The organism is Pantanalinema rosaneae CENA516 (assembly GCF_050753385.1).
Classification (GTDB): Bacteria; Cyanobacteriota; Cyanobacteriia; order Leptolyngbyales; family Leptolyngbyaceae; genus Pantanalinema; species Pantanalinema rosaneae.
This window is the reverse complement of sequence record NZ_JBLZFZ010000010.1, coordinates 121,599-133,758: the sequence shown is the minus strand read 5'-3', so window position 1 is coordinate 133,758 and position 12,160 is coordinate 121,599. Positions and strand designations below refer to the sequence as shown.

At 48.8% G+C, this 12,160-nt stretch carries 15 protein-coding genes; 7 read left to right on the top strand and 8 right to left on the bottom strand.

Translation table 11 applies throughout. The features are described from left to right. Positions 1-63 precede the first annotated feature (63 nt). From ftsZ to ACN4EK_RS08175, 4 genes are all read right to left on the bottom strand, one after another. Positions 64-1,332 carry a cell division protein FtsZ gene (gene ftsZ / locus ACN4EK_RS08190; RefSeq protein ID WP_431657355.1) on the bottom strand — a complete coding sequence of 423 codons (1,269 nt, stop codon included), beginning with the start codon at positions 1,330-1,332 and terminating at the stop codon, positions 64-66. A 238-nt stretch (positions 1,333-1,570) separates the two neighbouring features. Then, positions 1,571-2,416 carry a cell division protein FtsQ/DivIB gene (locus ACN4EK_RS08185; RefSeq protein ID WP_431657354.1) on the bottom strand — a complete coding sequence of 282 codons (846 nt, stop codon included), beginning with the start codon at positions 2,414-2,416 and terminating at the stop codon, positions 1,571-1,573. Between the two features lie 367 nt (positions 2,417-2,783). Then, on the bottom strand, positions 2,784-3,260 hold the full coding sequence (locus ACN4EK_RS08180) for a DUF4168 domain-containing protein (RefSeq protein WP_431657353.1): 477 nt from the start codon (positions 3,258-3,260) through the stop codon (positions 2,784-2,786). A 50-nt stretch (positions 3,261-3,310) separates the two neighbouring features. Next, a complete protein-coding gene (locus ACN4EK_RS08175) occupies positions 3,311-3,991 on the bottom strand; it encodes a DUF2834 domain-containing protein (protein WP_431657352.1) in 681 nt (226 codons plus the stop codon). Between the two features lie 92 nt (positions 3,992-4,083). Here ACN4EK_RS08175 and cutA point away from each other — a divergent pair, with 92 nt between their 5' ends. Continuing rightward, entirely contained in the window at positions 4,084-4,419 is a 336-nt protein-coding gene (gene cutA / locus ACN4EK_RS08170; protein ID WP_431657351.1) for a divalent-cation tolerance protein CutA, read from the top strand. Between the two features lie 199 nt (positions 4,420-4,618). Here cutA and ACN4EK_RS08165 read toward each other — a convergent pair whose 3' ends face one another. Beyond that, on the bottom strand, positions 4,619-6,943 hold the full coding sequence (locus ACN4EK_RS08165) for a GAF domain-containing protein (protein WP_431657350.1): 2,325 nt from the start codon (positions 6,941-6,943) through the stop codon (positions 4,619-4,621). Positions 6,944-7,090: 147 nt separating this feature from the next. Then, the gene (locus ACN4EK_RS08160; protein WP_431657349.1) at positions 7,091-7,375 is read right to left on the bottom strand and encodes a DUF6439 family protein; all 285 of its coding nucleotides are present in this window, start codon (positions 7,373-7,375) and stop codon (positions 7,091-7,093) included. Positions 7,376-7,417: 42 nt separating this feature from the next. On the opposite strand from ACN4EK_RS08160, the gene ACN4EK_RS08155 reads away from it, so the two are divergent. The 5 genes from ACN4EK_RS08155 (at position 7,418) to ACN4EK_RS08135 (ending at position 10,459) form a co-directional block, all read left to right on the top strand. Beyond that, positions 7,418-7,870 carry a sll0565 family protein gene (locus ACN4EK_RS08155; RefSeq protein WP_431657348.1) on the top strand — a complete coding sequence of 151 codons (453 nt, stop codon included), beginning with the start codon at positions 7,418-7,420 and terminating at the stop codon, positions 7,868-7,870. A 93-nt stretch (positions 7,871-7,963) separates the two neighbouring features. Next, the gene (asnS, locus tag ACN4EK_RS08150) at positions 7,964-9,355 is read left to right on the top strand and encodes an asparagine--tRNA ligase (protein ID WP_431657347.1); all 1,392 of its coding nucleotides are present in this window, start codon (positions 7,964-7,966) and stop codon (positions 9,353-9,355) included. A 12-nt stretch (positions 9,356-9,367) separates the two neighbouring features. After that, entirely contained in the window at positions 9,368-9,508 is a 141-nt protein-coding gene (locus ACN4EK_RS08145; protein WP_431657346.1) for a hypothetical protein, read from the top strand. A 26-nt stretch (positions 9,509-9,534) separates the two neighbouring features. Further along, positions 9,535-9,948: a hypothetical protein gene (locus ACN4EK_RS08140; protein ID WP_431657345.1), complete on the top strand. Its 414-nt coding sequence runs from the start codon at positions 9,535-9,537 to the stop codon at positions 9,946-9,948. 85 nt (positions 9,949-10,033) lie between these two features. Continuing rightward, positions 10,034-10,459, top strand: a complete 426-nt coding sequence (locus ACN4EK_RS08135) for a TOBE domain-containing protein (RefSeq protein WP_431657344.1) — start codon at positions 10,034-10,036, stop codon at positions 10,457-10,459. Between the two features lie 24 nt (positions 10,460-10,483). Here ACN4EK_RS08135 and ACN4EK_RS08130 read toward each other — a convergent pair whose 3' ends face one another. Then, on the bottom strand, positions 10,484-11,191 hold the full coding sequence (locus ACN4EK_RS08130; RefSeq protein WP_431657343.1) for a C40 family peptidase: 708 nt from the start codon (positions 11,189-11,191) through the stop codon (positions 10,484-10,486). Positions 11,192-11,373: 182 nt separating this feature from the next. Here ACN4EK_RS08130 and ACN4EK_RS08125 point away from each other — a divergent pair, with 182 nt between their 5' ends. Then, positions 11,374-11,547 (top strand): PCP reductase family protein, encoded by a 174-nt coding sequence (locus ACN4EK_RS08125; RefSeq protein WP_431657342.1) that lies wholly within the window; start codon positions 11,374-11,376, stop codon positions 11,545-11,547. Positions 11,548-11,593: 46 nt separating this feature from the next. Here the strand turns inward: ACN4EK_RS08125 and ACN4EK_RS08120 are convergent, their stop codons facing one another. Continuing rightward, the gene (locus ACN4EK_RS08120; RefSeq protein WP_431657341.1) at positions 11,594-12,157 is read right to left on the bottom strand and encodes a Uma2 family endonuclease; all 564 of its coding nucleotides are present in this window, start codon (positions 12,155-12,157) and stop codon (positions 11,594-11,596) included. Positions 12,158-12,160 lie beyond the last annotated feature (3 nt).

The following is a 12,160-nucleotide window of genomic DNA, read 5'->3' as shown; positions in this document are numbered from 1 at the left end:
ACCTGTCTGCCCCTGCCAATGATGTGCAGCAATATCATATTTGCAGTGCTGTCAACTAGCTGACTACCGCCGAGGTCGCCGCCGCAGAAACTCGGGAATATCCAGACCGGGGGGTGGCTCGGGCTTGGGCGGTTCCATACTAGGAGGTGCGATCGGGCTGGGTGGCGGTGATGCCATGGGTCGTCGGGTCGTTGTAGCCTTCGGTACCTGTTGGGTGGGAGCTTCGCCAGTAAAGCCGGTAGCAATTACAGTAATCCGGAGTTCACCCTGGAGGCGTTCGTCAATCACAGCACCAAAAATGATGTTGGCGTTGGGATCAACCACCTCATAAATAATTTCTGCTGCCGAGTTCACTTCATGCAGCGTTAAATCGGTGCCGCCAGTAATGTTGAAGACAACGCCCCTTGCCCCTTCGATCGAGGACTCTAATAACGGCGAAGAAATAGAAGCTACGGCTGCTTCTCTGGCTCTGGATTTCCCTGTTCCTACCCCAATCCCCATCAACGCGGAACCGGCATCTGCCATGATGGCCCGCACATCGGCAAAGTCTACGTTGACTAAGCCCGGAATCGTAATGATATCGGAAATGCCCTGTACCCCTTGCCGCAGGATGTCATCCGCGACCCGGAAGGCTTCCTGTACCGGGGTTTGCTCTGAAATCACCGACAGCAGCTTATCGTTGGGAATAATGATTAAGGTATCGACCCGGCTTTGCAGGGCTGCTACCCCTTCTTCAGCTTGGCTGGTGCGTCGCCGTCCTTCAAACATAAACGGACGGGTAACTACCCCCACCGTCAGCGCTCCTAATTCTTTAGCGACTTCAGCCACGATCGGGGCGGCTCCTGTGCCAGTGCCACCTCCCATGCCAGCCGTGATAAACACCAGATCGGAACCTTCCAGGGCGGCGGCAATTTCATCGCGAGACTCTTCGGCAGCTTTTTGCCCGATCGCCGGATTACCGCCAGCTCCTAGTCCCCGCGTCAGCTTTTGCCCCATTTGCAGCCGTTTGGGGGCAGCAGACTGGCTGAGGGCTTGGGCATCTGTATTGATTGACCAGAACTCAACTCCCAGGAGGTCACTGGCAATCATCCGATTGACGGCATTTCCACCGCCACCGCCTACACCAATGACTTTAATTTTGGCAATGCTACCTGGCACGATATCACTACTCCTAGATTCTTCTCCAGGCATACCTTTCACCTTGGAAGACGAGTTCACATGTAAGCTGGAATTGCTAAAGGGATTTGACGCTTCAGTCGCCAGCGAAAAGTTAGGTTGTCCATCTGGGCTAGAGCTTTCCTGCTGATGCCCAAGATTGTTATTAAGTGTCATTGGAATAGAAGCCAATTTACTATCAAACGTCATTTGAACGGGGTGGTTACAAACAACTGTTGGATGCTGAACGACTTTGATCAACTATAGGGTAAGTTGTTTGAAAAACCAACGATCATAGGGAATTCACTATTCCCAGGCAATGGAGGATTGCCAGGCTAAACAGGGTTTTTGATGCCATTAGTTTGTCATTGATCTTGTCCTATTGGGTAAGAAATTTTCATCCAGGCAAGTGGGGCTATTGTGAGTCTTTGGTTCCTACCATCTGAAGGATGGGGGAGTCGGGGTTTCTCAGGTCAATATAAGCGATTTGGCTGGGGTTGATTTGATTGGGTAATTGACGCATCCGATCAAGGGTTTTGATCTGATAAGCCAACTGAGAACCAGGTGGTCCAAGATGAACTGTCCCTAGTTCCGTTTTCAAGATGATATTAGCCGGATTCTGGCAATCAATCTCAGAGATTTTGACCGGACTACGGCTGACCTCCCGATACAGCTTAGACCAGAATGATCGGTAATGCTCTTGCCGACCAATTATTTTTAGGGTTGGGAGTTTAACTGACCGATCAACCGAGGTGTAATTTTCTAAAGGGATCCACCATCCGGTTTCGTCAATTAACCCTACCTGCGTAGACGCATTATCCTGATTAGATTTAGCGCTGCTTGGTTTAGCGTTGGGATCGGGTAGCGCGATCGCCACCGGGTAGCGCTCTTTAATTTGAATACTGAGACTGGGCGGAAATAACTGCCGACTGACGATCACATCGGAAATCGGCGCTTTTGCTTTGAGTTCTTTGGCAATTTTTTGCGGTTCCAGCCGAAATAAGGATTGAGGGTAGGTAATGGGCAGCAGCGATCGAATCCGTTGAACTGGAATAAAGCGATTGCCCTCCACTTTAATCTGATCGGCTTGACGAATCAGCCAAAAAGGTTGGGTTGACAGCCAAATTAGCCCTCCTGCCAGCCCAAAGACAGCTAACACTCTCCAAATTGCTTGAAATAATTTGGCACGTCGCTGCCGACGTAACTTTTGCCGCCGTTGAGCCAACTCTGTTTGTGAGACGGGTGCGATACTACTGGTCATCCAGCCTTCTCAATCATGGGATCCGGATATCAATGAATTAGCTTCCTACCATACCGATTTTCTGCCAGTTATTCTAGTCAGGCTGACTTTAGTTAATGTCTGACGTTGGCTGTTTCAGGAGTCGGAATCCAAATTATGAAACCAAGAATAATAGCAACGATCGAACCGATCGCGCCTGTGATTCTTCCCATTTAATCACTCATTCCAATTTCTGCAAGGCTTAATTTGACTGAATTCGCCAATCCTGGCTGGATGCTGTATTCCGCCTCTGAATCTCTGCCTGGATTCTGCTAACTGGCGATCTTCGAGCCATGACTGATTGGAGGGCATCTATTCCTGGGGGTAAAACTCCATGCTGCCATTGGCTCTAGCGAGCGGCTTCCTGAACTTGCAGGGCTACCCGTTCGCCAAACTCGGGATCTGTATTGGCTAACCCCAGCAGTTGTAAATATTCTTGACGGGTTAAGCCAGCCTGCTCAATCATCGCTAGAGCGGCGGCTTCAATTTCCCTTTCAATTTGGATCGATTCGGATTCGGTTTCTGCGCCCTGTAACTCGCCCTCCCGTCGATCGATCAGGGCAACAACCTGCAAATAGGCATGAACGAATTGGCTGACTTTGGTCGAAGGGATGTTGTCTGGATCTAACTCTGGGTGGATCAGTGTGCTTGTGTCTGCATCAATGGGAGTGGCAGCATTGCTGGATGGCTGAGCGATCGCGACATTGCCAATAGTCAGTAGAAGCCACCCAACCAACGTCACGATCAGGTAAATCAGTCCAGCTTTGAGGGGGCGAAATAGTTTGGACATGGCGGTGACTTCAGACAACTTGGTGATTAGCAGCATACAGGGATCGGCAGCTCGCAGCACAGGGAACATTACCGATCCCCACGTTTTTAGCTAAGCGCGGCTGGCTGCTGGGGGGATGATTCAGTCGTCGTTGGGCTGGGTAAGGGAGGACGCAGGGCAACATACAGGGCTGCACCCAACAGAGGCAGCAGCGAGACTGCCCAAAAGATGCGCCGATCGTGGAGTTGGCGGCGGCTCATGTCATCTCCGAGGAGGGTGGGGAACAGGAGACACAGGACACAAAAGTCCAGGCTCATGACATGAATAAAGCGGTTGGTCTGCCATTGCTGACTAAAATCAGCCCAATTGCCCTGGGTGATGCCGTAGACTACTAACCCGATCGCTGTGATCGCTAAACTGCCACCAAACCAGCGGGAGTCCAGGAGTTTCAGGAGAGCCGATTTTTCGCCCGTAAAGTGGGGATTGGGGTCTCGCAGTGCCAGGTAGGGTAGAAGGGCAAACGCCCCAGTGCCAAATGATCCCAGCATAAATATCCAGGCAGGTAGTTTTTGCATTCTGCCATCAATCAGCAGCAGGCAAGCATAGATTAATGGGAACACTCCCAGCAAATTGAATAGTGCCACAATTAGTGGATTGATCCCAGCAATCTGTCCGGTAGATAAACGTTTGATCAGCTCGAAGGTGCCGGGTGGGAGCGGGGGAGCCAGGAAAAAGGCATAGCCGATGAATCCTAGCCAGAACAATATCAAACTAAGTTTTCGGGTCATGGGTGCAATATAGGGTGCTAAAGGGATCGAAGGGTGATTTATCCTTTAGCGTTTATGCTTTAGCTTGTATCTGACCTCTATCTAAAGGAAGTATGAGTAGTTCCGAGCCGTCATCTCAATATGGTGTGGTGCTGGTAACGGCACCTTCCAGGGAGCAAGCCGATGCGATCGCGCAGGCGCTGATTGCGGCGAAGCTAGCCGCCTGTCTCAGTTTGCTACCAGTGCATTCAATCTATACCTGGCAGGGCAAGGTGGAACGCGAGGATGAGTGGCAATTGCTGATTAAAACCGATCTGACCAAATTTGCTGCCCTGGAGGCGATCGTCCGGCATAACCATCCCTATGAAGTGCCGGAGCTCATTGCTCTCCCCATTCTGGCGGGGTCACTGCCTTATTTGCAATGGATTGCCGAGCAGGTAGACGGATAGGCAGGTTACGATCGGGCAAATTGGCAAAAGTTGCCAATAAAAAAGCAGCCCTATTAGGACTGCTATCTATGCATAGAGGAATGTCAAAAGCAGGCTTTAATGCTGCTATCTAAACAGATTTGCCGGGAGATTGCCGTCACTCAAAGTCGGTATTGTTAAGTGGCTGATTTGTTCCCACAGACATGCTGACCAGAAATTTTTAGGAGCGTGGTAGGAATAGGGTGAAGCGGGTGTTGCCGTTGCCGCTACTCACGGTGATTTCTCCTCCCAGGTGTTCGACCAGGCGTTTGACTAAAGCCAGTCCTAATCCTGTGCCTCCTTGTTTCCAGCGATCGAGTTGGGTAATGCGATAAAACTTCTCAAAAATATGTTGCAGTTCACTGGTTGGAATTTCGCTGCCAAAGTTCGTGATTTGAAATTGGATCTGTAAGGTTGTCATTGTAACATCAACAACTATTCGTTCCCCAGGTGGTGTGTATTTACACGCATTATGGAGGAGTTCTGCCAGTACCCGTTTTAAGGCATTGGGATTGGTGTCAATGAAGGGCAGAGTCGCAGGTAATTGAATGTTTAGCTGCTGTTGCCGAGCCAGGGCACGTTCCTGAAACGATTCCAATAGGATGGGGAGCCAGAGGTTTAAATCAATGGCTTCGGTTTCAAGGGGTTGCGTGTTGGTTTCTAGCCGTTGCAGATCGAGGAGATCGTTCACCAGGTTGATTTCTCGATCGCATTCATTATTCAGAATTTGTAAGTACTGACTGATCCGGTGTTTGAGTGATTCACTCAGGTTGTGAATTGGATCGGATTGCAATTGCTCAAACGTTAGCTCTAACATTTGTAGCGCCATTTTCATGTTAGCGACGGGCGATCGCAGCTCATGGGAAACGGTACTGAGGAAATCATCCTTTAATTGATGTAGTTGTTCCAGCGCTTTAACCTGAGATTGGGCGGCAGCATACAGACGAGCCTGACGAATTGCGATCGCACAGTGGTTGGCAACCTGTTGTACCAGTTGAATTTCCCGGCGGCTAAACAGCACATCGGATGGTTGTAACAGTTGGAGATCGCCCAAAACCCCCTGGTTGTCACAAATGGGACAAACGAGTAATGTCACCCAACCGCGATCAGAATCAGGTTGACAAAACTGAAAGCATTGGTTGGCTAACAGTTGGTCATACAACTTGGGAAAGTCTACCATGTGCCGAACTTGTCCCTGGCGAGTGGGCACATCATTGGAGCGAGTGTATTCGTGGTAAATGATGGCAGTATGCTGCTCCAGGTCATACAGAGCGGTATTGCAGGTAATTACATCTAACCCCAGCGCTAACGCCTGCACCGCCGCTTGCAAAATTTGACTTTCGTCCAAACTGTCGCGCACCTTATCGGTAATTTGCTTGAGTAAAGCATCAAAGTCTCTCGCCTGCTGCAATTGGGCAGTCCGTTCCTGGATCTGCTGTTCCAGATCGGTATTAAGGTGCTGGACTTGCTGGTACAACTCCGACTGGTGAATGGCGATCGCGACCTGGGTAGACAATTGTTGGAGGAGGCTGATCTCCAGGGAACTCCATTGGCGGGGATGGGTGCATTGGTTGACCGTCAACAATCCCCATAGTTGCTCTTCATGCAGGATCGGCACAGCCAGGTTGGCTCGGATGTGAAATGATGCCAGAAGTTCGGTATGGCAAGGCGTGAGGTCAGCGGTCATGATATCTTCCAGCACTTGTACCCGTCCCTGCCGATAGCCTTCAACGTAGTGTTTGGCAAAGCAATGATCGTTAATTTCTTTACCTAAGATACTGAAGTGCTGATGGGAAACGGCCTCTACCACCACGATCCCACTCCAATCCGGTTCAAAGCGATAAATCAAGGCACGATCGACTTGCAGCAGCTGTTGAACTTCCGCCACTGTAGTATCGAGGATGGTATCCAGGTCGAGGGATTGGCGAATCCGTTGGGCGATCGCGCTGACTAAGCGTTCCTGCTCTGCCTGTTGCTGGAGTTGGGCTTCTGCCCGTTGGCGATCGGTGATTTCGCGCTTCAACTCTTGATTGGCGGCTTCCAGTTCTGCCGTCCGTTGCTGAACTCGCTGTTCCAAATGGGTATTTAACTGTGATATTTGCGCCTGTGCTGTCCGTAGCGCCAGATGAGTTTTGATTCGAGCCAGGACTTCTTCAATCTGGAAAGGCTTGGTCACGTAATCCACTCCACCAACGGCAAACGCCTGAACTTTATCCAGCACTTCATCTAGGGCGCTGACAAAAATGATTGGAATATCGCGGCTGCGTTCAGAGGCTTTGATCTGTTGGCAAACTTCGTAGCCACTCATATCCGGCATTTTGATGTCCAGCAGAATCAGATCAGGAGCCCATATCTGGACAGCCCGCAATGCCATTGTTCCACTCACCACCCCTCGTACCTGATATCCTTGTTGGGTGAGGCTGCGGGTGAGTAGGTGAAGGTTTTCAGGTATATCGTCAACCAGAAGAATATTACCTTTGGCAGCCTCGATGAGAGGGATGTCCATTCAGTTGCTCCGCCAGATCAAAGGTCTTATCGCATCGGTAAGTATTCCCAAAAACGATGAGTGTGGTAGCTAGAGACATCTTGATAGTTTCTGTCTCTAGCGATCGCCAGTTGTTCACGTCATTGCCTTCCGGTTCACCCAGAGCGTTTAACGGTTATGACCGTGGGTGGGGCAGGGAGGGGCGGAAATAGAGCGATCGAGCCAACCGACGGCTTGTTGTAATCGTGGTAAAGCTTCTTCGGGTTGATTTTTCAGCAAGAACACGAGAGCGGCAGCCGCTTGTTCACTGGCGCGGGCATTGCGGTTCGACTTGAGTTGATGCCAGTTGCTATCGTTAATGGCTAGCTTTTCTAGCAGCAGTTGGGCTAATGCTTCAGGGCTGGCTTGCTGTAAATCCGATAAATTTGTTGCCTGGGTAGAAGTGTTCAGCATAAAGCAGGGCAGTATGGTAATGGAAATTATCTTTACTGTACTATGCCCTCTTCTGAGCCATTGCCACCGTCTGATCACGATCGCTCTAAAACCGATCGCGGCGCGGTTGAGGAGTTGAATTTTGAGCAGGAATTAGTGGCGGTAGAACGATCGCTGCAAGCCCTGAAACAACGTTATACCCAGGTAGAGCAAGACCAGCAGGAACAGGCGCAATTACAGCAACGCCGCGAACAGTTGCAAACAGAACTTGAGCCAGCAGCCCACCCAGAACTGCAAGCAGAACTGAAGCAAATTCAGTCTCGGTTAGACGAACTAGAGTTCAATCTGGAAAGCCGCTTATTTACCTGGAGTAGTTTAAAGGAACCATTCTGGCAAATTATTCGGTTTGGCGGGTTTGGCATGGTACTGGGTTGGTTTCTTGCCTTTGCGGTGTTAAAGCAACCTCAACCGCTGCCGGAATCAACTCCACCGACTTCATCTTCTCAGCAACCGTAAAGCGACGCGATCGTTCCATTTCCTCAATCAGCGCTACACTCAAATTCAGCGTAGTTTACCTACGTTTGGATTTCCTATTCCCGATGATTGCTCATGACCACTCAACGTATTCTCGATCTACTGCGCCACGGACAACCTGACGAAACGGTTACGGTTAAGGGTTGGGTACGTACCAAGCGGGAACAGAAAGAATTTAGTTTTGTCGAAGTGAATGATGGTTCCTCGATGGCAGGACTGCAAACGGTGGTTAGCCAAACTGTGCCAGGATACGCTGACACCATGAAGCGGGTAAATACGGGCGCTTCCGTCGAGATTACGGGAACTCTGGTGGAGTCGCCAGCCAAGGGACAGCGGATTGAGTTAAAGGCAGAGTCGATCGTGGTCTATGGGGAAGCCGACCCCGAAACCTATCCGCTACAGAAAAAACGTCACTCGTTTGAATTTCTCCGCTCGATCGCCCACTTACGCGCCCGCACGAATACATTAGGGGCAGTGTTCCGAGTCCGCAATGCCGCCTCAACGGCAATTCACCAGTTCTTTCAGGAACGGGGTTTCCTGTGGGTGCATACACCCCTGATTGGTGCCAGTGATTGTGAAGGCGCGGGTGAAATGTTCACGGTGACGAACTTTGACCTAGCCGATGTGCCACTGACGAACGATAAAAAGCCAGACTTTAGTGAAGATTTCTTTGGTAAACAGGCGTATTTGACGGTGAGCGGACAACTGGAAGCCGAAATTATGGCAATGGCATTCAGTAATGTTTATACGTTTGGGCCGACGTTTCGGGCAGAAAATTCTAATACTTCTCGTCACTTAGCCGAGTTCTGGATGGTGGAACCAGAGATGGCATTTTGCGATCTGGAAGGCGATATGGATTTAGCAGAATCCTTCCTAAAGCATATTTTTAGTCATGTGTTGGAAACCTGCCCCGAAGATATGGAGTTTTTCAACCAACGGATTGATGATTCTGTCTTAAAGACGGCAGATAATATCATCAACAATGAGTTTGCAAGAGTGACTTATACAGAAGCGGTTTCGTTGTTAGAGAAAGCCAGTAAATCCTTTGAATATCCTGTGGAATGGGGTTTGGATTTGCAATCAGAACATGAACGCTATTTAGCCGAAGAACTGTTTAAAAAGCCAGTGATTGTGACGGATTATCCAGCTAAAATCAAAGCCTTTTACATGCGGCTGAATGAGGATGAAAAAACGGTGCGAGCGATGGATATTCTAGCGCCCAAAATTGGTGAAATTATTGGTGGGTCGCAACGGGAAGAACGCCTGGATGTGCTAGAGCGGCGGATTACGAATCAGGGGCTTGATCCGGCTCCTTACTGGTGGTATCTCGATCTGCGGCGTTATGGTACTGTGCCCCATGCTGGCTTTGGCTTAGGCTTTGAGCGCTTAGTCCAGTTTATGACTGGAATGGGCAATATTCGGGATGTAATTCCGTTCCCCCGAGCGCCCCAGGAAATTGAGTTTTAAGGTCAACATATTATGCCTGATTCTGATAAACCAAACCCACTTCAAGAGCAAGTCGATCGCAATATTGTCAAGATTGAACCAGGCACACTTGTGCTAATTATTGGGGCGTTGATTCTCCTACCTCTGCTATTTACTGGCTTTTTTGCTCAGTAAGCTATTGTCTACGGAACTAATTACCCATGTCTTCCGCTAATTTGTCATTGGAATTTGCACTTAAACAACTGCGAGAATTACGATCGCTGCTGCTCCCGTTACATAAAGCCCTACTAGAATCGGAACGGGTTAGTTATGAAGAATCTCATGGACGAATTCAGTCTAAAGGCGAATATTTTCAATTAGTGGTCAGCCACGAATGGTTTAGTTGGTTACGTCCGATCTCCCAATACATTGTGCAGATTGATGAGTTTCTAGCGGCGAAAGAACCTGTCACGTTGAATGAAGCGAACGCTTTGTTTGCTGAAGCCCAACAATTACTGCAACCAAACGAAGACGGAACCAACTTAGAACAGCGCTACCATGATGCTATTCAACGTGATCCAGATGTAGCCTTTATGCACGCTAAGATTTTGCGATTATTGATGGCAAAACATTAGTTCACGGCTGGTTTTATAGTGAATGGTAGGAAAGTTGGCTGTAATTACCAACTTAGTCTGTGATTACCAACTAAATTGGATCAAGATGCCCAGAAAAGAGCAGGGATGGATTACCTTTCAAACGTCAGATGAGGAGCGACGGATTTTAGAGGCGTTTTGCCAGAATTCGCAACGCACCAAAACTGAAATTCTGCGAGAACTGGTGCGAGGCTTGAGCACTCAGGCTGAATCGCCTGCTGAGACGACTGACCCGGATTCATCCTCCATAGTGATCGCGCCCCAGCCCAAATCCAGGAAGCCACTGAAAGTCAGTTCTCGTAACGTGTTGCGGGGCAGAGTCAAGCGGGTGATTAGTGGGGCTGTGAACAGCGAAATTACCCTGGAGATTCTGCATCCTGTAGAACTGATTTCGATTATTACTAAATCCTCGGTTGAGGAATTGGGCTTGGTGGAAGGGGCAGAGGCGTATGCGGTGATCAAATCCAGTGATGTTGTGATTGCCATGGAATAGGGTTAGGCTGGCTGCGAGATCGCCCTATGCTCCCATTTCTTCATCCTGATAAACGGGTAACTCGATCACCTCCCCTTTTGTTAAGGACTGGGAGTTTAACTCTGGATTCTTGATCAACACGATCGGTTGGAAACAGGACAGCTCCATCACATTTAATGGGGTTTGCTCTGAGGCATTGATCTCGGGATCGACTACTTCAGCAATCTGTAAGGCTCGGATCACCAATTCGGAGCAAAACAATGCGGAATCATCCGCCTGATTTTCGATGCCCCAACGATCGAGCAGATCAAACCCCGCGCCGATCGCCTGGACAAAATCGTAAGGGATTCGTTGTTGTTCAACCTCTAATAACCACTGTTGCATGGTGCTAAGAGCCTTGGGATGTAGGGGGTGTTTGAGCGCTGCCCACCAAACCGGACAATCTGTAGCAATGATCCGTTGAGCTAACCACTGCAACTGCACTCCTAAAATCCGTTTGCCTGTACCAACGCTGGGCAGACTCGTATCAATGTGGGATTCGGCAATCAACACGGAGTCTTCGTAGTGACCAGGTTGATGCGCCTGAAACACGATCGCGACATGGACAAAACTGGAGCAGGTTGCGACTTTTACTCCAGTAGACGGGAAATCTTTGCCAGAGAAGGCAATCACATCACCGGGCTTGAGGCGATCGCGGATTTGCGTATACGGGAGAAACGGATAGGTCTGAGAACCCTGGAACAGCTTTTTCACTGGACTAGAACTCAAGCAAGCTAAATTAACCGCTCCTGGTCAATTTCCTTGAACCAGGCCACTCTGTTCTAGACCATGAACCAAATTATCCTCTCTGTCAAGCGTAATCCCCAACAAGCTACAAACCGCTAAATTGATCAATCAACCGCGTAGGATAGAAAAGCTGATTTGAGAATATTGTGATGAGTGATGCGATCTCCTGGACGGCTGAAGCCGAAGCCCGGTTAAAAGAAATTCCTTTTTTTGTCCGTCCGGCTGCCCGAAAGAAAATTGAAAAACTGGCTCAGGAAATGGGTGCAACTGAAATTACGGCGGAGATTTACGCCCAAGCCAAACAGAAATTTGGTTCTAAATAATCTAACTTGAGAATGCGATCGCTGAGTGCAGCTATGCAGCGATCGCTTAAAAAATCACTTTTTTATAAATAGCAGATATTTCAATCTTAAATGGTACAGAAACACAATTAAGCTCTGAATCAAGCTCGTTATATTCAGTCAATAACCATTGATTCCGAGCGGTTTTTGTATAGTGTTCTAGATGAATTTTTGCCTGATCGACTAAAAGATATTCTTGAAAACTGGGAATTGTTCGGTAAAATTCAAACTTCTCACCGCGATCGTAGTTTTTAGTAGAGTCAGATAACACTTCGACAATTAATATTGGGTTTGTAATCGTATCTTTTCGTCCTTCAGCTAACGCTAGCGCCCCAGCAACTACCATCACATCCGGGTAAGTGTATAGACCAGCGTGGGGAATCCAGAGCCGCATATCGCTTGTGAACACATCATAATCATCTGTTAAAGCTAGATTTAACGCGGACACTAGATTAACTGCAATGCGGTTGTGATTGGGTGAGCCACCTGCCATAGGAAAAATTCGTCCATTGTAATATTCACTCCGGAAATCTGCCATTTCTTCCAGAGCTAAATACTCTTCGGGTGAATAGATTCGCTCTTGAGTTTGCATTTT

Excerpts from the sequence above, each read along its gene's own strand:
- ACN4EK_RS08175 (WP_431657352.1), bottom strand. The coding sequence starts at position 3,991 with ATGACCCGAAAACTTAGTTTGATATTGTTCTGGCTAGGATTCATCGGC.
- ACN4EK_RS08180 (WP_431657353.1), bottom strand. The coding sequence starts at position 3,260 with ATGCTGCTAATCACCAAGTTGTCTGAAGTCACCGCCATGTCCAAACTA.
- ACN4EK_RS08160 (WP_431657349.1), bottom strand. The coding sequence starts at position 7,375 with ATGCTGAACACTTCTACCCAGGCAACAAATTTATCGGATTTACAGCAA.
- ACN4EK_RS08155 (WP_431657348.1), top strand. The coding sequence starts at position 7,418 with ATGCCCTCTTCTGAGCCATTGCCACCGTCTGATCACGATCGCTCTAAA.
- ACN4EK_RS08120 (WP_431657341.1), bottom strand. The coding sequence starts at position 12,157 with ATGCAAACTCAAGAGCGAATCTATTCACCCGAAGAGTATTTAGCTCTG.
- ACN4EK_RS08145 (WP_431657346.1), top strand. The coding sequence starts at position 9,368 with ATGCCTGATTCTGATAAACCAAACCCACTTCAAGAGCAAGTCGATCGC.
- ACN4EK_RS08135 (WP_431657344.1), top strand. The coding sequence starts at position 10,034 with ATGCCCAGAAAAGAGCAGGGATGGATTACCTTTCAAACGTCAGATGAG.
- ACN4EK_RS08125 (WP_431657342.1), top strand. The coding sequence starts at position 11,374 with ATGAGTGATGCGATCTCCTGGACGGCTGAAGCCGAAGCCCGGTTAAAA.
- cutA (WP_431657351.1), top strand. The coding sequence starts at position 4,084 with ATGAGTAGTTCCGAGCCGTCATCTCAATATGGTGTGGTGCTGGTAACG.
- ftsZ (WP_431657355.1), bottom strand. The coding sequence starts at position 1,332 with ATGACACTTAATAACAATCTTGGGCATCAGCAGGAAAGCTCTAGCCCA.
- ACN4EK_RS08185 (WP_431657354.1), bottom strand. The coding sequence starts at position 2,416 with ATGACCAGTAGTATCGCACCCGTCTCACAAACAGAGTTGGCTCAACGG.
- asnS (WP_431657347.1), top strand. The coding sequence starts at position 7,964 with ATGACCACTCAACGTATTCTCGATCTACTGCGCCACGGACAACCTGAC.
- ACN4EK_RS08140 (WP_431657345.1), top strand. The coding sequence starts at position 9,535 with ATGTCTTCCGCTAATTTGTCATTGGAATTTGCACTTAAACAACTGCGA.
- ACN4EK_RS08165 (WP_431657350.1), bottom strand. The coding sequence starts at position 6,943 with ATGGACATCCCTCTCATCGAGGCTGCCAAAGGTAATATTCTTCTGGTT.